At 39.2% G+C, this 22,406-nt stretch carries 21 protein-coding genes; 10 read left to right on the plus strand and 11 right to left on the minus strand.

The genetic code is table 11. The annotated features are described in order from the left end of the window. Positions 1-29: 29 nt before the first annotated feature. Entirely contained in the window at positions 30-1,277 is a 1,248-nt protein-coding gene (gene hutI, locus GJS41_RS02425; protein ID WP_154245739.1) for an imidazolonepropionase, read from the plus strand. A gap of 7 nt (positions 1,278-1,284) precedes the next feature. Here hutI and GJS41_RS02430 read toward each other — a convergent pair whose 3' ends face one another. Both GJS41_RS02430 and GJS41_RS02435 read right to left on the minus strand, forming a co-directional pair. Continuing rightward, complete coding sequence (locus GJS41_RS02430; protein WP_154245740.1) at positions 1,285-1,701, minus strand: N-acetyltransferase; 417 nt, start codon at positions 1,699-1,701, stop codon at positions 1,285-1,287. After that, a complete protein-coding gene (locus GJS41_RS02435; protein WP_154245741.1) occupies positions 1,691-2,920 on the minus strand; it encodes an N-formylglutamate amidohydrolase in 1,230 nt (409 codons plus the stop codon). The genes GJS41_RS02430 and GJS41_RS02435 overlap by 11 nt, the downstream gene beginning before the upstream one ends. A 100-nt stretch (positions 2,921-3,020) precedes the next feature. Between GJS41_RS02435 and hutC the strand changes: the two genes are divergently transcribed. The 5 genes from hutC to GJS41_RS02460 all read left to right on the plus strand — a co-directional run bounded on the left by hutC (position 3,021) and on the right by GJS41_RS02460 (position 9,583). After that, positions 3,021-3,749, plus strand: a complete 729-nt coding sequence (gene hutC / locus GJS41_RS02440; protein ID WP_154245742.1) for a histidine utilization repressor — start codon at positions 3,021-3,023, stop codon at positions 3,747-3,749. Positions 3,750-3,771: 22 nt separating this feature from the next. Next, positions 3,772-5,466, plus strand: a complete 1,695-nt coding sequence (gene hutU / locus GJS41_RS02445; RefSeq protein ID WP_154245743.1) for a urocanate hydratase — start codon at positions 3,772-3,774, stop codon at positions 5,464-5,466. An 18-nt stretch (positions 5,467-5,484) separates the two neighbouring features. Beyond that, entirely contained in the window at positions 5,485-7,032 is a 1,548-nt protein-coding gene (hutH, locus tag GJS41_RS02450; protein WP_154245744.1) for a histidine ammonia-lyase, read from the plus strand. Between the two features lie 45 nt (positions 7,033-7,077). Next, complete coding sequence (locus tag GJS41_RS02455; RefSeq protein WP_154245745.1) at positions 7,078-7,956, plus strand: alpha/beta fold hydrolase; 879 nt, start codon at positions 7,078-7,080, stop codon at positions 7,954-7,956. Between the two features lie 184 nt (positions 7,957-8,140). Next, entirely contained in the window at positions 8,141-9,583 is a 1,443-nt protein-coding gene (locus GJS41_RS02460) for a DUF4139 domain-containing protein (RefSeq protein WP_227551234.1), read from the plus strand. On the opposite strand, the gene GJS41_RS02465 is transcribed toward GJS41_RS02460, so the two are convergent. The 9 genes from GJS41_RS02465 to rmf all read right to left on the minus strand — a co-directional run bounded on the left by GJS41_RS02465 (position 9,571) and on the right by rmf (position 18,804). Further along, positions 9,571-10,203: a CAP domain-containing protein gene (locus GJS41_RS02465; RefSeq protein ID WP_154245747.1), complete on the minus strand. Its 633-nt coding sequence runs from the start codon at positions 10,201-10,203 to the stop codon at positions 9,571-9,573. The two genes, GJS41_RS02460 and GJS41_RS02465, sit on opposite strands and share 13 nt — an antisense overlap. Beyond that, positions 10,187-11,341, minus strand: a complete 1,155-nt coding sequence (locus tag GJS41_RS02470) for a mechanosensitive ion channel family protein (RefSeq protein WP_154245748.1) — start codon at positions 11,339-11,341, stop codon at positions 10,187-10,189. Before GJS41_RS02470 ends, GJS41_RS02465 begins: the two co-directional genes overlap by 17 nt. A gap of 91 nt (positions 11,342-11,432) precedes the next feature. After that, entirely contained in the window at positions 11,433-12,371 is a 939-nt protein-coding gene (secF, locus tag GJS41_RS02475) for a protein translocase subunit SecF (protein WP_154245749.1), read from the minus strand. Between the two features lie 14 nt (positions 12,372-12,385). Then, positions 12,386-14,302 (minus strand): protein translocase subunit SecD, encoded by a 1,917-nt coding sequence (secD, locus tag GJS41_RS02480; RefSeq protein WP_154245750.1) that lies wholly within the window; start codon positions 14,300-14,302, stop codon positions 12,386-12,388. Positions 14,303-14,463: 161 nt separating this feature from the next. After that, positions 14,464-14,778, minus strand: a complete 315-nt coding sequence (gene yajC / locus GJS41_RS02485) for a preprotein translocase subunit YajC (RefSeq protein WP_154245751.1) — start codon at positions 14,776-14,778, stop codon at positions 14,464-14,466. A gap of 24 nt (positions 14,779-14,802) precedes the next feature. Then, positions 14,803-15,948: a tRNA guanosine(34) transglycosylase Tgt gene (gene tgt / locus GJS41_RS02490; RefSeq protein ID WP_154245752.1), complete on the minus strand. Its 1,146-nt coding sequence runs from the start codon at positions 15,946-15,948 to the stop codon at positions 14,803-14,805. A 10-nt stretch (positions 15,949-15,958) separates the two neighbouring features. Next, entirely contained in the window at positions 15,959-17,050 is a 1,092-nt protein-coding gene (queA, locus tag GJS41_RS02495; protein WP_370515599.1) for a tRNA preQ1(34) S-adenosylmethionine ribosyltransferase-isomerase QueA, read from the minus strand. Between the two features lie 75 nt (positions 17,051-17,125). Continuing rightward, complete coding sequence (locus GJS41_RS02500; protein WP_154245753.1) at positions 17,126-18,472, minus strand: TonB family protein; 1,347 nt, start codon at positions 18,470-18,472, stop codon at positions 17,126-17,128. Between the two features lie 149 nt (positions 18,473-18,621). Beyond that, on the minus strand, positions 18,622-18,804 hold the full coding sequence (gene rmf / locus GJS41_RS02505) for a ribosome modulation factor (protein WP_154245754.1): 183 nt from the start codon (positions 18,802-18,804) through the stop codon (positions 18,622-18,624). Positions 18,805-19,173: 369 nt separating this feature from the next. Here rmf and GJS41_RS02510 point away from each other — a divergent pair, with 369 nt between their 5' ends. The 4 genes from GJS41_RS02510 (at position 19,174) to GJS41_RS02525 (ending at position 22,393) form a co-directional block, all read left to right on the plus strand. Next, complete coding sequence (locus GJS41_RS02510) at positions 19,174-19,539, plus strand: MerR family DNA-binding transcriptional regulator (RefSeq protein WP_154245755.1); 366 nt, start codon at positions 19,174-19,176, stop codon at positions 19,537-19,539. Positions 19,540-19,636: 97 nt separating this feature from the next. After that, the gene (locus GJS41_RS02515; RefSeq protein ID WP_154245756.1) at positions 19,637-20,797 is read left to right on the plus strand and encodes an isovaleryl-CoA dehydrogenase; all 1,161 of its coding nucleotides are present in this window, start codon (positions 19,637-19,639) and stop codon (positions 20,795-20,797) included. A gap of 10 nt (positions 20,798-20,807) precedes the next feature. After that, positions 20,808-21,191, plus strand: a complete 384-nt coding sequence (locus GJS41_RS02520) for a hypothetical protein (protein WP_154245757.1) — start codon at positions 20,808-20,810, stop codon at positions 21,189-21,191. A gap of 17 nt (positions 21,192-21,208) precedes the next feature. After that, positions 21,209-22,393 (plus strand): acetyl-CoA C-acyltransferase, encoded by a 1,185-nt coding sequence (locus GJS41_RS02525; RefSeq protein WP_154245758.1) that lies wholly within the window; start codon positions 21,209-21,211, stop codon positions 22,391-22,393. Positions 22,394-22,406: the final 13 nt, after the last annotated feature.

The raw sequence follows: 22,406 nt of genomic DNA on the forward strand, positions 1-22,406 counted from the left end.
GAATCAATAGTTAATATCGAGATAATAATATGAGCCAGCTGGAAACGAAACCTTTTACACCATTAAATTTAGACCAGTTGCCTAATAACACTGTATTCGACACTTTACTTATCAACGTCAACATTGCCACTATGGCTGATACTAACAGCTTTGGAATTATTAATAATGGCTCTCTGGGCATAATTGATGGAATCATTGCCTATATCGGTGAAGTCAATAGTCAGTACCCAGCCAAAGAAACCGTTAATGCCAATGGTCAATGGATATTGCCAGGCTTAATAGACTGTCATACCCACCTTATTTATGGCGGCAATAGGGCCAATGAATTTGAGATGCGTTTGAATGGTGCAACCTATGAAGAAATCGCCAAAGCCGGAGGCGGAATTATTTCAAGTGTTACAGCAACGCGAGACGCTTCTCCTCAAGAGTTGTTTGATTCTGCATCAAAACGCCTAGAATGTTTAATCGAAGAAGGTGTCACGACAATAGAGATCAAGTCAGGTTATGGGCTGGATTTAGAGACTGAATTGAAAATGCTACGAGTTGCTAACAAACTTAGAGAGGAATTTCCGATTCGAGTCATCCCTACTTTTCTTGGTGCTCACGCCCTGCCACCAGAATATCAAGACAATAGCGACGGATACATTGATCTAGTTTGCGATGAAATGATTCCTGTTATTGCTAATGAAAAGTTAGCAACTTCTGTTGATGTTTTTTGTGAAAATATTGGTTTTAGTTATGAGCAAACGGAAAAAGTATTTCGAGCTGCTAAAGCGCATGGCTTAAAAGTTAAACTGCATGCAGAGCAATTGTCCGATCAAAGCGGCGCAGCCTTAGTGGCGCAATACAATGGACTTTCTGCAGATCACTTGGAGTACTTGTCTCAAGCATCCATTGAACAAATGGCAAAGGCTGGCACTGTGGCGACTTTATTGCCAGGAGCTTTTTATTTCTTACGAGAAACTAAACTACCACCGATACAAGCATTGCGCGATGCAGGCGTGCCCATAGCAATTGCCACCGATCACAATCCTGGTACTTCGCCTTGCTTATCAATTATTTTGATGATGAATATGGCCTGCACCCTATTTAAGATGACTCCATTAGAGTCGTTGCAAGGTGTAACCATTAATGCGGCCAAAGCATTAGGTTTAGACAAAGAGATTGGCTCTATTGAAATAGGCAAAAAAGCCGAGTTGGTACTTTGGGATATTGAACACCCGAACCAGTTGAGTTATCAGTTTGGTACTAGTTTTAAAAACGAAGCTTTAACCTAAACTTTTATTATAAACTCAGGTCTTTTTTCATATAAAAGCAATTCAGCTTTGGATTAGTATTTTCTACTGCCCCAAAAACTTTGAAATCATTTTTCTGATAAAACGCTTTAGCCTGAAAACCCATGGTTTCCACTACCATTGTTTGGCACTTCCTTTCTTGAGCTATAGACTCTGCTTTGGCTAAAAGCTTTGCACCTAACGAGCGGCTTCGATAATTTTGGTGTACCCATAAGATTTCAATGAGCAAGCTGCCCCATTGAGTTTTACCCGTTAAGCCTGCAATGATTTCCCCATTCTCATCCTTGTAATAGAGCGATACGGGCTCATTGTCCCTTTTAATAATTTCAGAGTTGTGTTTTTTAAGTTGCTCATAAAGGTACTTATCGTCATCTTTTGAGTGTTTATCTGAAAATTTAAGTTTCAAACGAATGCTCCTTTAACTGGGCAAGCAACTCCTTTAACTTTGCGCTAAGGCTTGTTGCTGCTTCAGGTAAAACTTGATTCTTAACTTGATCAAGATAATTTGCCTGCGATAGCTCTAATTGAATGGTAAATATATTTTCTTCAGGCTTAGCGTAATGACGGGTAATAAAGCCGCCTTTAAAGCGAGCATTAATCACTTTTGAATAATGCCCTATGTCAAAACTTTCCAATACTTTAGTTAAGGACTCATCAACTGTTTTACCATCATTAGTACCAAAATTAAAATCAGGTAATTTGCCGTCAAAAAAGCGAGGTACTTCTTGTGCGATCGAATGAGCTTCAAACAAAATTGCATAACCGAACTTGTCTTTAGCTTTTCTAATCTGCCGCTGTAACTCTTGATGATAGGGTTGCCAATAGGTTTCCATTCTTATTTTTATTTCTTTGACATCTGGCTGATCATCCTCTTGATACAAGGGCTCTAAATCAAAGGTTGAAGTAGGACATAACTCCGTATTATCTGCACTTTTGTATAGTGCTTTGCCACTAGAATCACGATTTAAGTCGATCAGATAGCGTGAGTAATTTGCAATAATCGAAGTTACTTCAAGTTCGTCAAGAAAACTATATAACTGAGATAAGTACCAATCAGTATCTCTACTATCTAAAGCGCTCGGCAACATCGTTTTTAATACATAATGCGGAATCAGTTGACCGTTGTGTGGAATGGAGACAATCAGTGGCGAATCATATTCTGTTAATTTGAAAACAGCTGGCTCTTCTATGGTTAATTTTAAACTGGCCCTATCAAGCGCTAGTATATCTGGTTCTAAATAAGTTGATTTAGCCTTATCAGACCAAATCACTTTATCGCTGTAATAGAAACTTATGAGCTTTTTAGCGTCTTTAACAATTAACAATGACTCTTCTTCTAATCGCTGCCAACAATCACTACCAAGATATGCCCTGAGATGAAATAAGTAATCCAGCATAAAATCAGTCAAAGTTCGATGGTATTTATTCTCTGCTCCCAGTTTTTTAACTAGAGCCATTACATTGTTATGAAATTTTTCTTTGGCAACACTTAAACTCTCATTACAAATATAATGCCACGCTACTTTGAGATGTTCTAAGTGATGAAAGTCATCCCCTTTAAATTGCTGTTGTTCAAATTTTTCAATAAGTTGACTAATCATCATCTCTTCTTTTGCTATTTGCATGCGATTCTTCTTGATCTTCAGCTGTTTTTTTGGTTGTATATACAACCCAGTTTACAGTAATTACTAGAGATATCTAGCAAGTTTAAGGTAATTAAACTAAATGGCTCAAGAAGAACCCCGCTATCAGTTAGTTAAAGACTTTATTCTAAATGGCATCAACGCCAAGCAGTGGAAAGAGCATAAACGCGTTCCATCTGAAAATGAATTGGTAGAAATGTGTAAAGTCAGCAGAATGACAGCACGACGTGCTTTGGATGAATTAACAGAAGAAGGCGTACTATACAGGGTTCAAGGTCGGGGAACTTTCGTTGCTCCAAAAAAATTACACTCTCCCCTTTTAGAAATCCGAAATATTGCCGAAGAAATTCAAAATCGTGGTTCTAGTTATTCCAATGAGCTAATTCTGCTGCAAAAAGAATCATGTCCAGTGCACCTCCTAAAGCACTTTTCACTTAATGAAGGTGATGAAGTGTACCACTCAATTATGGTGCACAAAGAAGATGGAAAGCCTATCCAAATTGAGCAGCGCTATGTCAATCCAACAGCAGTGCCAGAATATTTAAAGCAAGATTATAAAAGTATCACGCCAAATGTGTATCTTTCAAAGGTTGCTCCGTTAACCGAAGCCGAACATGAGATTCAGGCTAAAGAAGCTGATCCTTTTATGAAAGTCACTCTAAAGTTGCAAGAGTTAGAGCCGGTACTTTGCATTGATCGTATTACTTGGTCTGACACTACTCTAGTAAGTTACTGTCAGCTTTATCACCCTGCTAGCCGTTTTAGTCTGACAGGTCGCTTTAAAACCAAGCACCAATTAACCGAATTATAAAAAACAGTTTTGAGGAAAGTTCATGTCGTCTTATTCTAATGATTCTCGCTTTGATGCCAGTCGAGTTATCCATGCACCAACGGGCACTAAATTAAATGCAAAATCATGGCTCACTGAAGCGCCACTGCGTATGCTGATGAATAACTTAGATCCTGATGTGGCTGAACACCCACAAGGACTAGTAGTTTATGGTGGCATTGGCCGCGCAGCTCGCAATTGGGAGTCGTATGATAAAATTGTTGAATCTTTAAAAAACTTAAATGACGACGAAACTTTATTAGTACAGTCTGGTAAACCTGTAGGTGTATTTAAGACTCATTCGGATGCGCCAAGAGTGTTAATTGCTAATTCAAACTTGGTTCCACATTGGGGTAATTGGGAACACTTTAATGAGTTAGATCAAAAGGGCTTAATGATGTACGGTCAAATGACTGCCGGCTCATGGATTTATATTGGTTCACAAGGCATCGTTCAAGGCACTTACGAAACGTTTGTAGAAGCTGGTCGTCAACACTTTGATGGCAATACCAAAGGCAAGTGGGTATTAACCGGCGGACTTGGTGGCATGGGCGGCGCACAACCGCTAGCGGCTACTATGGCAGGTTATTGCATGATTGCGGTTGAATGCGACGAAAGCCGTATCGACTTTAGAATGCGTACTCGCTATGTGGATAAAAAAGCTACATCAATTGATGAAGCCATGCAAATGCTTAATCAAGCTCTAGACAATGGGGAAGCTATTTCAATTGGTTTATTAGGTAATGCCGCTGAAATTTTCCCAGAAATGCAAAAACTTGGAATTAAACCTGACTTAGTAACGGACCAAACTTCTGCCCATGACCCAGTTAATGGTTACCTACCCATCGGCTGGTCAATGGATGAGTGGCGAGACAAAGCTAAAACTGATCCGGCCCTTGTGACTAAAGCATCTAAAAAGTCCATGGCCATTCAAGTTCAAGCCATGCTCGACTTTTGGAACCAAGGAATTCCAACTGTAGACTATGGAAACAATATTCGCCAAATGGCACTCGAAGAAGGCGTCACCGATGCCTTTGATTTCCCAGGTTTTGTTCCAGCCTATATTCGCCCACTTTTCTGTCGCGGCGTTGGTCCATTTCGTTGGGCAGCACTTTCAGGCGATCCTGAAGATATTTATAAAACCGATCAAAAAGTAAAAGAAATTATTGCGGATGATCCACACTTACATAACTGGCTCGATATGGCTAAAGAGCGTATTAGCTTTCAAGGTTTGCCAGCGCGTATTTGCTGGGTCGGTTTAGGCCTTCGACATAAACTAGGTTTGGCATTTAATGAAATGGTTCGCAATGGTGAACTTTCTGCACCCGTAGTGATTGGTCGCGATCATCTAGACTCAGGCTCGGTTGCCAGCCCTAACCGTGAAACTGAAAGCATGATAGATGGTTCAGATGCCGTGTCAGATTGGCCATTATTGAATGCTATGTTAAATGTTGCCGGCGGCGCCACTTGGGTTTCACTGCATCATGGTGGCGGTGTTGGAATGGGATTTTCGCAGCACTCAGGTGTTGTGATTTGTTGCGATGGATCAGAAGCCGCAGATAAACGTATTGAACGAGTATTATTTAATGACCCAGCAACAGGTGTTATGCGTCACGCTGATGCAGGTTACGATATTGCTAAAAAGTGCGCTAAAGAACAAGGCTTAAACTTGCCGATGATCGATAGCAGTAACAATTAAATTATCGAGAATAAAAACATGAAAAATTTCACTTTAACTCCTGGCTCATTATCGTTAAAAGATTGCCGAGCAATTTATCAGTCAGCAGTTCGCATTGAGCTTGATAAAAGCTTTTATCCTTTAATCGATAGAGCTGCGCAAACAGTTGCAGATGTAATTAGCAATGATCAGACGGTTTATGGTATTAATACTGGCTTTGGCTTGCTGGCATCTACTCGTATTCCAAAAGAAAAGCTGGAACTATTACAAGAGTCATTAGTTCTATCGCATGCTGCTGGGATTGGCGAACTTCTGTCAGATCAAGTTGTTCGATTATTAATGGTATTAAAACTTTCAAGTTTAGCCCAGGGCCACTCTGGAGTTAAAAGAGAAACAGTAGATGCCTTAATAAGCTTAGTGAATCACGAGGTTTACCCTTGTATTCCAGAAAAAGGTTCCGTCGGAGCTTCTGGTGATCTGGCGCCGTTAGCACATATGAGCTGTACTTTAATAGGCGTTGGTAAGGTTCGTCATCAAGGCAAAATCATGACAGCAATAGAAGGTTTAACAATTGCTGGCTTAGAGCCATTGACTCTTGCAGCTAAAGAAGGACTTGCGCTATTAAATGGAACTCAATGCTCGACAGCTTTAGCGTTAGCAGGTTTGTTCGGAGCAGAAAATAATTTTGCCTCGGCAATTGTTGCCGGAGCACTATCGGTAGACGCTGCTTTGGGTTCAACCGCACCTTTTGATGCTAGAATTCATCAAGTTCGAGGCCATAAAGGACAGCAGCAAGTTGCCCTTAATTTATTAAACCTGGTTAAGGATTCTGAAATCAATCAATCGCACCTTGGCTGCGAAAAAGTGCAGGACCCCTACTCTTTGCGTTGCCAACCACAAGTTATGGGGGCTGCATTGGATCATATGCGCTTTGCGGCATCAGTATTACTAACCGAAGCTAATGCCGTGTCCGATAACCCTTTAGTATTCCCTGATGATAATGCTGAAAAAATAGGTGACATTATTTCTGGCGGTAATTTTCATGCTGAACCAGTCGCTATGTCTGCCGATTTATTGGCCATTGTTATTTCTGAAGTCGGCGCCATTGTGGAGCGCAGAATAGCTTTATTGCTGGATAAACATTTGAGTGGTTTACCTGCATTTTTAGTCCAAGACTCAGGGGTTAATTCTGGCTTTATGATTGCTCAAGTCACTGCAGCAGCTTTAGCCTCGGAAAATAAAACTCTAGCCCACCCTGCATCAGTGGATTCTTTGCCAACGTCTGCAAATCAAGAAGATCACGTTTCGATGGCAACCTTTGCAGCACGTCGTTTAAAAGATATGAACTATAATACCGCTGGCGTCATCGCCGTGGAATTGCTGTCCGCAGTTCAAGGCATCGACTTTAGAGCACCTTTGAAAACATCTCCTTTGTTACAGAAAGCGTACGATTTAATTCGCTCTAAAGTACCGTATTACGAAAAAGATCGTCATTTTGGTCCAGATATTGAAGCCATCCAAAATTTAATTGCTAATGGTGAGTTTAATGACTTAGTCGTTGAGTCAGAGCTTCCTAGTTTGTCATAATGACTCTAAGAAAATTCAAATAACTGCAATTAGAATACATAACCTATGAATGCTAAAGACTGGTTTGCATTAGGCTCTTACCATCAAATCGAGGGCCACAAAGTTTTTGTTATAGACACTTCGCCTGATAACGATAAAAGCTTACCAGTTTTATGTATTTTACATGGCTTTCCTACTTCATCTTATGATTACTGGAAAGTCTTGCCTATTTTGCAACAACACTTTCGGGTGATACTTCATGATCACCTAGGTTTTGGTTTTTCCGATAAGCCCAAAGATTATTCTTATTCATTTTTCGAACAAACGGACATCGCTCAAACGCTATGGCAAAAGCTTAATGTACACAAAGCTTATTTATTAGCACATGATTATGGTACTAGTGTATTAACTGAAATACTCGCTCGAGATAATGCTAACGAATTTCCCGTAGCCATCGAAAAAGTTGCTGTTTGTAATGGCTCTATGCATATTGAGTTAGCCAAGTTGCTATTAATGCAAAAACTTTTGCGCAGCCCAATAGGTTCTTTAATCGCTAAGTTTTCTTCTAAGCGATTAATGGATAAAAATTTGCGAAAGATCTTTGTCGATCCAACTCAGCTATATGATTCGGAACTCGACTCAATCTGGTTTATGGCAAATTATAATCAAGGCAAAAATGTTTTGGCAAAAATCAGTCGCTATACTTATGAACGAAAACAATATTGGGACCGATGGATTGGCGCTCTACAACAAACACAACTACCATTAGAAATTATTTGGCCCGATGAAGACCCTATAGCAGTGGCCAAAATGGCTACGACTATCAAGAATGAAACTCAAAACTCAAATTTAACTTGGCTAAATAACCTAGGTCATTTTCCAATGATTGAAGCGCCTGATTTATGGGCCAATACAGTGGTTGAGCGTTTATTACAACATAAATGAACTAAGCTTTTTGTTGTTGTAATGCTAGTCTAAAGCACTAGGTTTTGCGCAATTAACCCTTTTCGGCTAGTCTGTCGTTACTAGGGATAAGTATTTTTTAAAGGTATTCATAATGAAAAAACATATACTCCCCTTATCTATCGCTTCAGCTCTTGGGCTAAGCCTTTTTTCCACAGGAGTTGTTATGGCAAAAGATAAAGACGCTATTACTATCTATTCAAGCGCTCAACCAGGTTCAATCTCACCGGATATTTATCGACCGGTGCCAGGTCAGCACCGTGGGTATTATAATGTTCCGGGATATGCGATGGTTAAATCCACACGTCAATACAACATCAGCAAAGGCGTTAACGCCTTAGAAGTATCCGATGTTGCTGCTTTACTTGATCCAACAACAGTTCAATTTCGTTCTGAAGATGATCAAGATGCCAGAGTGCTTGAGCAAAACTATCAATTTGATTTAGTCAGCCAACAAAAACTACTACAAAGATACCTTGGCCAAAGCATTACTGTTGAGCAATTGATTGGTGACAAAATCCACAAGAAAACTGGCGAGTTAATTAGCGCCGATGGTGGCTTAGTGATCAAAGATTCGCGCGGCGGAATCCATAGCATTAATAGCTACCACAATATTAGTTTTCCAGAGTTGCCAGGAGGCTTAAGAACTAAGCCGACCCTTGTTTGGTCTTTGTTTTCAGATAAGCCTGGTAAGCAAGACATTGAACTAAGTTATCAAACCAATGGCATGACTTGGTGGTCAGATTATAATATTACTTATTCTGAAACTGGAAAGAATAATTGCGAAATGGACTTAGCTGGCTGGGTCAGCATTATTAATCAGTCAGGTGCTAGTTTTGAAAATACGAAATTAAAATTAATTGCTGGTGACGTAAACCGGGCGCAAGCATCACCTTCTCCAAGAGCCATGCGTCAAGTGACAATGGAAAAGATATCTGACTCAGCTGGCTTTGAAGAAAAATCATTCTTTGAATATCACCTTTATACGTTAGGTCGTCCTGCTGATTTACCCAATAACTCAACCAAACAACTGGAATTATTTCCTGCAGTTAAAGGTATTAACTGCAAGAAAGAAATGGTTTTTGATGCCTCTAGTCAATTTTATGGTTACGGCGGTTTAAATACTGGGGAAAGTTACGGTAAAAACTCGCAAAGTGACGTGAATGTTTATTTACGCTTTAAAAATGACAAGTCTAATGGTATGGGGATACCTATGCCAGCCGGTAGAATTAGAGTTAATCAAAGGGATTCTGATGGCTCTTTGGAGTTTATTGGCGAAGACATCATTGACCATACACCGAAGAATGAAGATGTATTGATCAAAATGGGCAATGCTTTTGATATCAAAGGTGAGCGCAAGCAAACCGACTATCGTATTGATACTTCTAAAAAGACAATGTCAGAGACTTTTGAAATCACCCTTAAAAACCATAAAGACAAGGCAGAAGAAATAGTTATCAGAGAAACGTTATATCGATGGTCGAATTGGAAAATTAGCAGTAAGTCGCATGATTTTAGCAAAGAAGATTCTCGACATATCCACTTTAACGTCAAAGTTCCAGCTAATGACAAAATAACGGTTAAATATAAAGTCGATTACTCTTGGTGATTGGGCTTAGCTAAGTAAACAACCCAATAGTCAACATGGGGACTGTGCCATTTATAATAATGGCCTACCCCAATTTCCGTTTGTTCTCTAAACATGTCATGCTCACCTAACAAATGCCTTTTGTGACCAAAGGACATTTGAAATCTAGTCCAGGCATCATCTGCAGTTTTTTCACCTCCCAAAATAGCTTCTACAGTGTTCGCCATATTTCGTCTATCTTTTACTAAATCGAAACCGGAGGCCACTAAGCGCTGATTTGGCGGACCGCCTACAAAGTGATCGATTACCCCGGCATTAGCAAGCTTTTTAGCTTGTTCTGATGCCACTTTTGATAGCAAGCTATTACATCTTATAACAGGCCTTTGTTGTCCATGAGAACTTATAATTAACTTTGCAAGTTCTTTTGATTTTTCATTTAAACCACAATTAACAAATGAGCTAGGTCTTATTATCTCAGGCTCTGCTATAGCTTCTTGCATTAATATACTTTTTACTAAGTTTTGCTTAGGTCTAGTAAAGTCTGCATGTTTGGATACTTGCGCCGACGGCGATGTTGCTTGATCTTTTATTGAGCAACTCAAAAAGAACAATAAAAGAAGCAGGCTAAGAAATGTCTTCATCTATTCGCTTAATATAGAGATCTTGTTTGGCATAAGGAATTTCAATGCCCTCATCGCGGAATCTTTTATGGACAGCCAAAATCAAGTTATGTTTTACGCGCCCTCTAAACTCAGGCTTATCTATCCAAAATTGCAATTGAAAATCGACACTCGAGGCCCCAAAAGCTTTAGCACGAATTCTTGGTTCAGGATATTTTAAGACCAAATCATTTGTTGCAGCCTCTTCTTTGAGCACCGTCACGACATGATCTAAATCCGTATCATAAGCAACACCGACAGGTAGTCTTACGCGAGTTTTCTCTGATGGGCCACCACTTTCATTAACTATCTTAGCATTACCCATCACTGAATTTGGAATTGTAATTTCTATATCATCACGAGTCATTAAGCGAGTGGAACGGATTCCTACATGCGTTACCTGGCCTCTTTCACCAGAGTCGAGAACAATATAATCGCCAATTTTATAGGGTGAATCAGCCACGATGAAAAAACCTGCAAATAAATTGGCTAAGGTGTCTTTTGCTGCAAAACCCACAGCGATACCAACAACACCTGCTGAAGCCAGCCAAGCAGTCGGATCTTTACCCCACAGTAGTATTAAAAAATAAGAAAACGCGCCTATCAATAAAATTTGGCTAGCGATATTTAATATCGGCAATGTTCTTTCTTCAATAAAAGAAAAACGCTTTCGATTATGGCTAATAGCTTGAAGAACAATTTTTGAACCTTTTAAAGATGAAATCATTACCGAAATCACCAATATACTCATCACCATTCTTTTGAGTAACTTCTCAGTTGTTGATTCAAAGATCAAAGCATCCACAGCCAACATCAAAGAGATAAAGAAAATAACACTAAAGACAGTTTTCGATACTATAGCAATGATCTTATCGTCAAATTCATTGGTAGTTTTAGAGGTTACATAATTCGCAATTTTCTTAAATACCCATTGCACAATTTTTGCTATCACATAACCTGCAGCAATAACCACAATGAATAACAACCAAGGGTATTCTTGTAATTGCTGCCAATAAGGCTGTAAAAATTCGGGTAACCAAGATTTACTATTAAGAAAAGCTTCTTCGACTTGCTTAAGTGCTTCTACGTCTGCGGGGATTGTTTTTTCTTGTTCTGCCATAGTTATTATAAAATTAAAAAAAAGGCTTAGAGTAATTTATTCTAAGCCTTTTTGAATGAATTTAATATGAAAAGATTCTCTTCGCGGAATTCTAAGGAAGATCGAATTCAGCACCTTCTTTTTCAACTTCAGGCGGCATCAAATCTTCTTTCTTAACCCCTAATGCTAAAGCAACAATACTTGCAACATAAATGGATGAATAAGTACCAATAAAAACACCAACAATTAAGGCTGTAGCAAATGCGTGGATGGTTTCACCGCCAAAGAAAAACAATGCTAATAATACTAACAAAGTTGTTATCGATGTCATTAAAGTTCTTGCCAGGGTTTGATTCAAAGAATTATTGATAATATCTTCGGACGTACCTTTACGCATTTTCAAAAAGTTCTCACGTATCCTGTCGAACACAACAATGGTATCGTTTAGGGAGTAGCCAATAACAGCTAGAAGCGCCGCTAAAACCGTTAAATCAAACTCCATCTGAGTGATCGAGAAAAAGCCTAGGGTAATAATGACATCGTGTGCCAATGCCGCTACCGAGCCTAGTGAAAACTTCCACTCAAAACGTAAAGCTACATAGATCATGATACAGATCAAAGCCACGATCATAGCTAATACGCCCTGCTCTTTCAGCTCTTCACCCACCACAGGACCAACATAACCTTTATATTTTTCAACAACACTAGCATCGTTAGACTTCAATAAATCAATCACCGCAACGCCAACTTGATCGCCAGGCATAAAGTCTTGATCTGGGATACGGATTTTCACATCTTGTGAAGTACCGAAGTTTTGAACAACAGCACCTTTGAAATTACCATCTGAAAGCTGCTGACGAATACTGCTTAAATCTGCCGTTTGTCCATACTGGATTTCGACCGATGTACCGCCAGTAAAATCTAGGCCAAAATTTAGACCACGCATTACTAACGAACTAATAGAAGCAATAATTAAAAGCGCAGAGAAAACCATCGCTATCTTGCGAAGTTTCAAAAAGTTGATCTTGGTATTTTGATTTAAAATTTGCATAATTATTTACCGCCCTATATCGAAATTTTATTCACGGCTTTGCCACCGTAAATCAAGTTAACAATTCCTCGACTTACAAAAATAGCAGTAAACATAGAGGTTAAAATACCGACAAATAATGTAATCGCAAAGCCTTTAACTGGCCCTGTACCTATTGCATATAAAATAATTGCAGCAATCATAGTCGTAATATTAGCATCAGCAATAGTTGATAGAGCTTGTGCATAACCTTTGTCAATAGCTTGCGCTGGCTTGGTTCCTGCTCGTAACTCTTCTCGGATCCGTTCAAAAATAAGTACATTAGCATCAACCGCCATACCAACAGTTAGAACGATACCTGCGATACCAGGAAGCGTAAGCGTCGCTCCTAAAATAGACATAATCGCAGTGATCAACACAAGATTTAAAGTCAAAGCAATATTTGCCACAAAACCAAACAATTTGTAATACACCAACATGAAGATAAGCACTAAAGCAAAACCTATAATGACGGAAGTCATACCCTTTTCAATATTTTCCGCGCCTAAGGTTGGCCCTACCGTTCTTTCTTCAATAAAAAACGTTGGCGCTACCAATGCTCCTGAACGAAGGTTAAGTGCTAAATCTTTAGTTTCGGCTGGCGTGAATTGCCCTGTGATATAAAAGTCAGTACTAAATTGACCATTAATATTTGGCGCGCTAATCACTCGCTCTTTTTGATTAGAGCCAACTAACTTTCTCTCGCCATCAATAATTTCAAACTCTGGTTGCGATTCAACCAATATCATTGCTAGACGATTACCAACATTCTTAACGGTAGTCTCAAGCATTTTTCCACCGCCTATTGAGTCTAACTTAACATTAACAATAGGTTGCTGATTTTCAGGATGTTGCCCTGGGAAAGAATCAATTAAATGCTCTCCAGTAACTTTAACTTCATCATAGATTAATATTGGAAATCCATTTTCATCAGCGAATTCAGTCGTACCTGCTGGTGGTCTCTGACCGGCAGTAAAACCAGCCATCGCCTCTTCATTCACTAACCTAAACTCTAACGTAGCCGTTGCTCCTAAGACTTGTTTGGCTAAGGCTGAGTCTTGTACACCAGGCAGTTGCACGACAATACGATCTGCGCCCTGACGTTGAATTTGCGGTTCAGCTACCCCTAGTGAGTTAACCCGTTCGCTTAAAATCAAACGGTTTTGATCAACCGCAGCGTCGCTAATTTCCTGTAAACGAGTAGGAGTAAAGGTTGCGCGAATTAAATCGATGCCATTACGGGTTATTCGCTCTAACAACACACGGTCTTGATAAGCTTGATACAAGTTACCATAAGCACGCTCAATATCTTTTGGTTTAACTTGAAGTAAAACGCCATTTTCAATGGTTTCGATACGACCGCGAATACGACCTTCGTCATCATCTAAAAGAGTTCGTTTAAAATCACTAGAAATCTGTTCAATTTGCTTTTCAATGGCTTTATCCATATCTACTTGCATTAAAAAGTAGATACCGCCGCGCAAATCTAAACCCAGTTTCATCGGCTTGCCACCTAAACCACTCAACCAATCAGGAGTAGCTGGCGCTAAATTTTGTGCAACCACATAATCAGCATTTTTTGAATCAGGATTTAACAAATCATTAGCAGACTTTTGCGCCTTCAATTGACTGTCTATATCGCTAAAACGAGCAACCACTTTTTGATTATTTTGCTGCTCAATAGCAATCAAGTTTAGATTTTCTTGCTGCCACTTCTCCTCAACACTTTTTAACTGGTCACTAGTTACTTCTGTATCACGTAAACCTGTTAATTGTACCGCTGGGTTTTCGCCAAAAATGTTAGGCAGTGCATACAAAGCCGCAATGGCAATCACCATTACAATCACAAAATACTTCCACTTTGGGTAAGTATTGATTGGTCTTTGCACTTGATTTGGTTGATCAAAAATCATAAATTATCCGTTTGATATAAATGCATATTATTATGTAATAAACTTCCAAAGAAAGTTTGTTCAGAATCACTTTAAATGACTTTGAGATATGGAGCTTTATACTATTGAATCGAATCTCGAAAAGTCATTTAACAAATAATGCTGACAAAATAGCTAGGAAACTAGGCTTCGATGTCCTTAATAGTGCCCTTAGGTAACGTCTGAGCAATCGAAGACTTTTGAAACTTAATTTCAACGCCTTCACTAATCGTTAATACGATAAATTGATCATGGATCTTGGCGATACGGCCTACGATTCCACCAGTAGTCATCACTTCATCACCCTTTTCTAAACCTGCAGTCATCGCTTGGTGCTGTTTCATTTTCTTTTGTTGTGGACGGATCATCATGAAATACATGATTAACAACAAAGGAACAAACATAATGAAAAATTGCATTAAACCACCACCTTGTGGCGCTGCTGTCGCTAAAAACATGGATATAACCTCTTAATATTTATACTATTTTTGTTTTTCTAAGCCGGGCACTTCTTTGCCTTGCTTAGCATAAAATTCTTCTACAAAGTGCGACAATGTACCTGTTTCAATTGCCCCACGCAATCCTGCCATAAGATTTTGATAAAAATGTAAGTTATGGATGGTATTAAGCTTAGCGCCTAAAATTTCATTACACTTATCAAGATGATGCAAATAAGATCTACTATAATTTTTACAGGTATAACAATTACACTCAGCATCTACCGGCCCTGTATCGGTTTTATTGCGACTGTTACGGAGTTTTACAACCCCAGTCGAGCTAAATAAGTGGCCATTTCTTGCATTTCTGGTAGGCATCACACAATCAAACATATCCACGCCACGCCTAACTGCCTCAACAATATCTTCAGGTTTACCAACGCCCATCAAATAGCGAGGTTTATTCTCCGGCATTTCAGGGGTTAAATGATCTAGCACATTCAGCATTTCATCTTTGGGTTCGCCTACTGACAAGCCACCAATGGCAAAGCCATCGAAATCAATGTCAGCGAGAGCTTTTAGGGATTCTGAGCGCAAATGTGGATACATGCCGCCTTGTACAATGCCAAATAAAGCGGTGGGTTTCATATTACGCTCTTCAAAACCCGCGTAATGTGCCTCTTTTGAACGCTTAGCCCAACGCAATGATAACTCCATAGAATCACGAGCTTCAGCTTCGGTAGCCGGATAAGGCGTACATTCATCAAATATCATCACTATGTCTGAGCCCAACTTTCTCTGTACTTCCATGGCCTCTTCAGGACCTAGAAATACTTTCGAACCATTCACTGGCGATCGAAACTCAACGCCCTTTTCGCTGATTTTGCGCATTTTGCCTAAACTAAAAACCTGAAAGCCGCCTGAATCCGTTAAAATGGGCTTATCCCAATTCATAAAATCGTGCAAATCACCATGTTGCTCAATGATGTCAGTTCCTGGGCGTAACATTAGGTGAAAAGTATTACCAAGAATAATTTCAGCGCCAAGAGCTTTAATATCTTCAGGGGTCAAAGACTTAACCGTGCCATAAGTGCCTACTGGCATAAAAGCCGGTGTTTCAATAGTGCCACGCTCAAATTTAAGCTGGCCTCTTCGAGCCATACCATCAGTGTTAGATAATTTAAATTCCATTGCAGTAACCTTAGGCCTTTTGTAAATAATAAGCAGGATTGGTAATAAACATAGAGTCGCCATAACTAAAAAAGCGATAGTTGTTTTTAACCGCTTCATTATAAGCATTTAATATAGAGTCTTTACTGGCAAAAGCACTAACTAACATCATTAAAGTAGATTCTGGTAAGTGAAAATTAGTTATCAGCGCGTCAACTGATTGAAACTGATAGCCCGGATAGATAAAGATATCGGTTTCGCCTTTAATGGGTTGAATATTACCTAATTTAGAAGCTGATTCTAGACAACGTACAGAAGTGGTACCAACCGCTATAACGCGTCCACCTTTTGCGCGAGCTGCATTAACTTGATCACACACTTGTTGGCTCACTTCAAACCATTCAGAATGCATTTTATGTTCAGTAATATCATCAACTCTAACTGGAGAGAAAGTACCAGCACCGACATGCAAAGTCACAAAAGCAGTATCAATACCTTTTACTCTAATTTTAGCTAGTAGTTCGTCGTCAAAGTGTAAACCAGCAGTTGGAGCCGCTACTGCTCCATCTATTTCGCTATAAACCGTCTGATATCGCTCCTTATCTTGCAACTCATCTTCACGGTCAATATAAGGTGGTAATGGCATGTGACCCACCGCACTCATCACAGATTGCCAGTCACTATTTTGCAGCTCCAATTCGAAAAGCATCTCATTACGATCTTTAATCAATAATTTAGAGCCATCTTCTAAAATGATTTCTGTATTTGGTTTAGGCGTTCTATTAGAGCGTACATGCGCTAAAGCTATAGCATCAGAATCAATTCGCTCAATTAATATTTCAATTTTACCGCCAGTGGACTTCTGTCCAAAAATACGCGCTGGAATCACTCGAGTATTATTAAAAACCAACAAGTCATTAGGCTGTAACAACTCGACAAGCTGATGAAATTGATAGTGCTGGATACTGCCTGAAGTACCATCCAGACCTAATAAACGGCTATCAGTACGATTTTCGGTCGGATAACGAGCAATTAACTCATCCGGTAAATCAAAGTGAAAATCAGCTAAAGAAAGCTGGGAGTTGGATATTTCAGGGCTGGTTTTAGGGTTGCTTAAAGACACTAGACACACTCTGACCTTACGGGGTCATAAGTAAAAGTGCGCCTAGTTTAACGATTTAACTTCAAAAGGCAAGATTTACGACTTTTTGGACAGTTCTTTGTAGCGCGTTAAGCTATCACGCATCTTTTTTGGTAATTTACCAAATTTTTTCATGATTTTATTAGCTTCACGTTGATTAGCATATGCTTCTTTTGTTAAGCCTTGTTTTGAATAATTCATAGCCAATAATTCATAATAAGTTACCACGTCAAGTATCTCTTCCTCATTTATTGATTTTAAAAGCTTTATAATTTCGGAAGGTTGGAATATATCTTCAGCAGACATATACTTTGCTAAATCTAAAGCAATAGTTTTGTCGTTGGACTCTAAAGCTTTTTTTATCCAAAAGTGTCTTTTATTTTCATGGTTCTCTATTTGAGTTTCCTTGTAGTATTCGTACAGCGCCAATTGTGCTCTACCTAAATTTGCAGACGCTGATCTTGTCAGCCAATTAAGACCTTTCTTTTTGTCAGCTTCACATCCAACCCCATTTAATAAGTTCTTGCCTAACTCATATTGCGAATTAGCAATACCTTGAATTGCCGACTGATAATACCATTCAGTAGGGTTTACCTTTTCGTCTAGATAGCTCGCATGCCTAGCATATAGATATTGGGAAGCTGCATTACCACTTTCAGCTTGTTCTTTTAATTCGCTCAACTTATTAATAACTTCAGAAGAAACCTTGACTTTATAATTAGGTGACTTATTAAATTGATAAATAAGCTTATAAGTATAATAATTTTGATCATTCTCTTGATTCAACTTAAACTTCCAATTTCTTATAGCTAAGATTGAAGATCTGTCAAAAATGCCTCTTGGATGAGATCCCAAGATTTTAATATTATGAGGCACACCGCTTCTATCAAGATTAAATTGGACCTTCGTAAAACCCTCTATACCCTTGCGGCTAGCAACGATTGGATAAATAGCTGGAGAAGTCTTGAGAGGTATTGCCAAAAATTCTTCAGCTTGATTTTTTTCAAATAGTGGCTTTAAATCCTTCGCAATTATTGAATTACTATAAGTCTTGTAGATTTCTGAATAGACACCTTCTGAAAGTGCAGATTGCTCTTCACTAAAACTTTCTACAAGTTGCTCTATAATAATTTGAGTTTCTGAACTTTCTTTATGTTCATCGGATAACTTTAGCCATGCAAAAGCTTTATGCATATCTTTTTTAGTCCCCAATCCGTCTAAATACATCATTCCAAGATTGAATTGAGCATCTTTGTTGCCAATTTCAGAAAGGGATTTAAATTCGGCGTATGCTTCTTCATAGTCACCGTTTTGATAATTTTTTACGGCATCATTAAAAGCGGCATTTGATTCGTTAGCGAAGAACAAAGCCGAACAGAAGATAAGAGAAATTATTATTTTCATGAGATTCCTTAATTTATTATTAGTTTCTGGACTGATATTAAATTATGAACCGCCTCAGTTTCAAGGTTAAGAATCAATTTTTACTCAATGATTACTTTCATTGACACAAAAAAGCCGGCAAATGCCGGCTTAACTTTGACTTACTTCAGCTACATATAGCTTTTCATCCCTGTATTATGAAATTGCTCCCTGCCTTCTCGCCAGCCCCCAAGCCATTCTTCTTTGGCGTTAATTTCTTCATAAGGACACACTTCTTTTGATTGACCATGCAAGGCAGCATTGAATCCTTTTGAGTGAGCTCTTTGAAGCTTATCTCTTTTTTGTCTTTTCATGTTGTTTCCTCTTATTGTTGACGAGAAGTAAAACTTAAAATTTTTGCAAAAAAAACCGACTGCCTCTTACGAGACAATCGGTTTTATTTAATCTGTTTGACTAAGTCTTACCATAGATAATCATTTATTCTTGCTTACCTACACCTTACTATTTCTAGCTCCTTTATCAAGTAAAATCGGTTATTAATCGGTCGAAATATAAACAATCAATAAGTTATCAGTTACAAATAAATCAACCAGTAAATAGTTGAACTAGTAATGAACACTAAACTGGTCTTACCTGAATTGATTTGATAAACCATCAAGTTTACGTTTGCGTAAAGGTAAGGTATATTAATGCCACTTCACTTTTATACGATTAGTTGATTAATGACGGTAGCGGAAAAAGAATACACAATCAGTGATTTAGCAAAAGAATTTGAGATCACTTCTCGCTCAATTCGTCATTATGAAGACGAGAAACTCATAAGCCCAGAGCGACGCGGTACTCACCGTATATACTCTTCTCGTGATCGTGTCAGATTACAACTAATTTTACGGGGTAAGCGACTTGGCTTTTCTCTAGCTCAAATTCGCCAAATTATTGATTTATACGATCTGCCTGAAGGTAAGCAAAAGCAAACTACTTTATTACTGGGATTAATCCAAGAACGCCGTGATGCCCTATTGCAACAACGTAAAGATATTAATTTTATGTTGAAAGAGTTGGAAATGCTTGAGTCGAAGCTCGACTAACCAAGACCATACTTCTTAAAAGCACATTAAATATAACGAGATTAACTGTAATACCGAATTAACTATTTAGATAATAAAGAACCATTGAGGAACAACCATGTACCCATCTTTGAATTTTGACCTTGGCGAAACAGCCGACATGATCCGCGATATGGTTCGCGGTTTCGCTGAAAAAGAAATTGCTCCAATTGCTGAAAAAACAGACGAAGACAACCTTTTCCCACATCATTTATGGAAAAAGCTTGGCGATTTAGGTTTATTAGGGATTACCGTTGAAGAAGAGTATGGCGGTTCTGGCATGGGTTATTTGGAACATGTAGTGGCGATGGAAGAAATCAGCCGTGCCAGCGCTTCAATTGGTCTAAGTTATGGCGCTCACTCAAATCTTTGTGTTAATCAAATTCGTCGTAACGCTTCCGAAGAGCAAAAGAAAAAATATTTACCTAAGCTGTGTTCAGGTGAACACGTTGGTGCTTTAGCTATGTCCGAACCAGGAGCTGGCTCTGATGTAGTTTCAATGAAACTAAAAGCTGAGCTTAAAGGCGACAAATATATTTTAAACGGTAATAAGATGTGGATCACTAACGGCCCTGAAGCTGATGTGTTAGTGGTTTATGCCAAAACCGATATGGAAGCCCATTCTCGTGGCATTACAGCTTTTATCATTGAGAAAGGTATGAAGGGTTTCTCCACAGCACAAAAGTTAGACAAACTAGGAATGCGTGGCTCTAACACTTGTGAACTGGTATTTGAAGATTGCGAAGTACCTGTTGAAAATGTCATGGGGCCTTTAAATGAAGGCGTTAAAATTTTAATGAGCGGTTTAGATTATGAGCGTGCAGTTTTAGCTTCAGGTCCATTAGGCATCATGCGCGCCTGTATGGACGTCGTAGTGCCTTATGTTCATGAGCGTAAGCAATTTGGTCAAGCCATCGGTACTTTCCAATTAATACAGGGCAAGGTGGCTGATATGTACACCACCATGAATGCTAGCCGTGCTTATGTCTATGCTGTAGCCAAAGCTTGTGATCGCAAAGAAACCACTCGTAAAGATGCAGCTGCAGCTATTTTATTTGCTGCAGAAAATGCCACTAAACTTGCACTTGATGCGATTCAAATTTTAGGGGGTAACGGCTATATCAACGAATACTCTACTGGTCGTCTGTTGCGTGATGCCAAGTTATACGAAATTGGCGCTGGCACTTCTGAGATTCGTCGTATGTTAATTGGTCGCGAGTTATTTAACGAAACCAAATAAGTCTGACTATATGAAACTTGAAATTCTTTTAACACTAGGTGGAATTTTTCACATTGCATTTGCAGTGTTCCACCTACTGTTTTGGAAATTGTTTCAATGGGAAAGCCAACTAGCGAAACTCCACCCTGTTAACAAGGGTGCAATGGTAGCTATGAATATTGTACTGATAGCAATATTTCTACTTTTTGCAATTCTTTCTTTAGGCTTTCAAAAAGCTTTATTAAATTCGAATTTAGGATATGTATTAATAGTTTCAATTGCCGTAATCTGGCTATTAAGAAGTATCATTCAAATTCCCTTATTCACTTTAAAAGCGAATGCTTCTAAAGTGTTTTTTATCACCACATTAATCGGCTCTGGTATATATACATATATTGCTTGGGCTCTAAAATAAATCGTTTAGGTAATGTTATGAGTAATCAAGATCCTATTGTTTTTGTTGGCATGGCTAGAACCCCTATGGGTGGTTTTGGCGGTTCTTTATCAAGCGTTAAATCGACCGAATTAGGTTCAATCGCCATTAAAGCAGCTGTTGAGCGTGCAGGAATTAAAGCCGAAGATGTACAAGAAGCCATTATGGGCTGCGTACTGCCTGCAGGTGTTGGTCAAGCTCCAGCTCGTCAAGCGGCACTAGGCGCTGGTATGACGGTCAACTCTACAGCTATGACCATCAATAAAGTTTGTGGCTCTGGCATGAAATCAATCATGCTAGCTCACGATCTTTTAACCGTTGGTACGAATGAGATTATGGTTGCAGGCGGCATGGAAAGCATGAGTTTGGCTCCTTACTTATTACCAACTGGTCGTTATGGTCAGCGCTTTGGTCATGGTAAAACATTAGATCACATGGCTTTCGATGGTCTTGAAGACGCTTACGAAGGTGCTGCTATGGGCGTTTATGCTGAACAAACCGTTGAAAAATACAGTTTTACACGTGAACAGCAAGATGCTTTCGCCATCGAGTCATTAACTCGTGCCAACGCAGCTATTAAAGCTGGTCACTTCAATAACGAAATCGCTCCAGTAACGGTTAAATCCCGTCGTGGTGATACCATTGTTGATACTGACGAGCAGCCACCAAAAGCTCGCCCGGATAAAATTCCAGCATTACGCCCTGCTTTCAAAAAAGATGGTACGGTAACCGCTGCTAATGCTAGCTCTATTTCTGACGGTGCCGCCGCTGTTGTTATGATGCGTCAATCAGAGGCTGAAAAACGTGGCTTAAAACCAATAGCTAAAATCGTTGCTCAAGAATCTAATGCTCGAACCCCAGCTGAGTTTACTATTGCTCCGGTGGGCGCGATCGAAAAAGTCATGGCTTCTGCCAACTGGGCAAAAGATGATGTGGATTTATTTGAAATTAATGAAGCTTTTGCGGTAGTGACTATGGCAGCTATGAAAGATCTAGATTTAGACCATGCCAAAGTCAATGTCCATGGTGGTGCTACTGCTTTGGGTCATCCTATTGGCTGTTCCGGTACTCGAATAGTGGTGACGTTAATTGAAGCATTACGTACTCATGGCAAAACAAAAGGCGTTGCTTCATTGTGCATTGGTGGTGGCGAAGCCACAGCAATGGCAATTGAGTTAGTTTAATTAACTAATAAAC

The sequence above is a fragment of the Kangiella sp. HZ709 genome, from assembly GCF_009674675.1.
In the GTDB taxonomy this organism is placed as follows: domain Bacteria; phylum Pseudomonadota; class Gammaproteobacteria; order Enterobacterales; family Kangiellaceae; genus Kangiella.

Bases quoted from the DNA above. Each gene is read 5' to 3' on its own strand.
- hutI (WP_154245739.1), top strand. From the start codon at position 30: ATGAGCCAGCTGGAAACGAAACCTTTTACACCATTAAATTTAGACCAG.
- GJS41_RS02435 (WP_154245741.1), bottom strand. From the start codon at position 2,920: ATGCAAATAGCAAAAGAAGAGATGATGATTAGTCAACTTATTGAAAAA.
- hutC (WP_154245742.1), top strand. From the start codon at position 3,021: ATGGCTCAAGAAGAACCCCGCTATCAGTTAGTTAAAGACTTTATTCTA.
- hutU (WP_154245743.1), top strand. From the start codon at position 3,772: ATGTCGTCTTATTCTAATGATTCTCGCTTTGATGCCAGTCGAGTTATC.
- hutH (WP_154245744.1), top strand. From the start codon at position 5,485: ATGAAAAATTTCACTTTAACTCCTGGCTCATTATCGTTAAAAGATTGC.
- GJS41_RS02455 (WP_154245745.1), top strand. From the start codon at position 7,078: ATGAATGCTAAAGACTGGTTTGCATTAGGCTCTTACCATCAAATCGAG.
- GJS41_RS02460 (WP_227551234.1), top strand. From the start codon at position 8,141: ATGGCAAAAGATAAAGACGCTATTACTATCTATTCAAGCGCTCAACCA.
- GJS41_RS02465 (WP_154245747.1), bottom strand. From the start codon at position 10,203: ATGAAGACATTTCTTAGCCTGCTTCTTTTATTGTTCTTTTTGAGTTGC.
- GJS41_RS02470 (WP_154245748.1), bottom strand. From the start codon at position 11,341: ATGGCAGAACAAGAAAAAACAATCCCCGCAGACGTAGAAGCACTTAAG.
- secF (WP_154245749.1), bottom strand. From the start codon at position 12,371: ATGCAAATTTTAAATCAAAATACCAAGATCAACTTTTTGAAACTTCGC.
- secD (WP_154245750.1), bottom strand. From the start codon at position 14,302: ATGATTTTTGATCAACCAAATCAAGTGCAAAGACCAATCAATACTTAC.
- yajC (WP_154245751.1), bottom strand. From the start codon at position 14,778: ATGTTTTTAGCGACAGCAGCGCCACAAGGTGGTGGTTTAATGCAATTT.
- tgt (WP_154245752.1), bottom strand. From the start codon at position 15,948: ATGGAATTTAAATTATCTAACACTGATGGTATGGCTCGAAGAGGCCAG.
- GJS41_RS02500 (WP_154245753.1), bottom strand. From the start codon at position 18,472: ATGAAAATAATAATTTCTCTTATCTTCTGTTCGGCTTTGTTCTTCGCT.
- rmf (WP_154245754.1), bottom strand. From the start codon at position 18,804: ATGAAAAGACAAAAAAGAGATAAGCTTCAAAGAGCTCACTCAAAAGGA.
- GJS41_RS02510 (WP_154245755.1), top strand. From the start codon at position 19,174: ATGACGGTAGCGGAAAAAGAATACACAATCAGTGATTTAGCAAAAGAA.
- GJS41_RS02515 (WP_154245756.1), top strand. From the start codon at position 19,637: ATGTACCCATCTTTGAATTTTGACCTTGGCGAAACAGCCGACATGATC.
- GJS41_RS02520 (WP_154245757.1), top strand. From the start codon at position 20,808: ATGAAACTTGAAATTCTTTTAACACTAGGTGGAATTTTTCACATTGCA.
- GJS41_RS02525 (WP_154245758.1), top strand. From the start codon at position 21,209: ATGAGTAATCAAGATCCTATTGTTTTTGTTGGCATGGCTAGAACCCCT.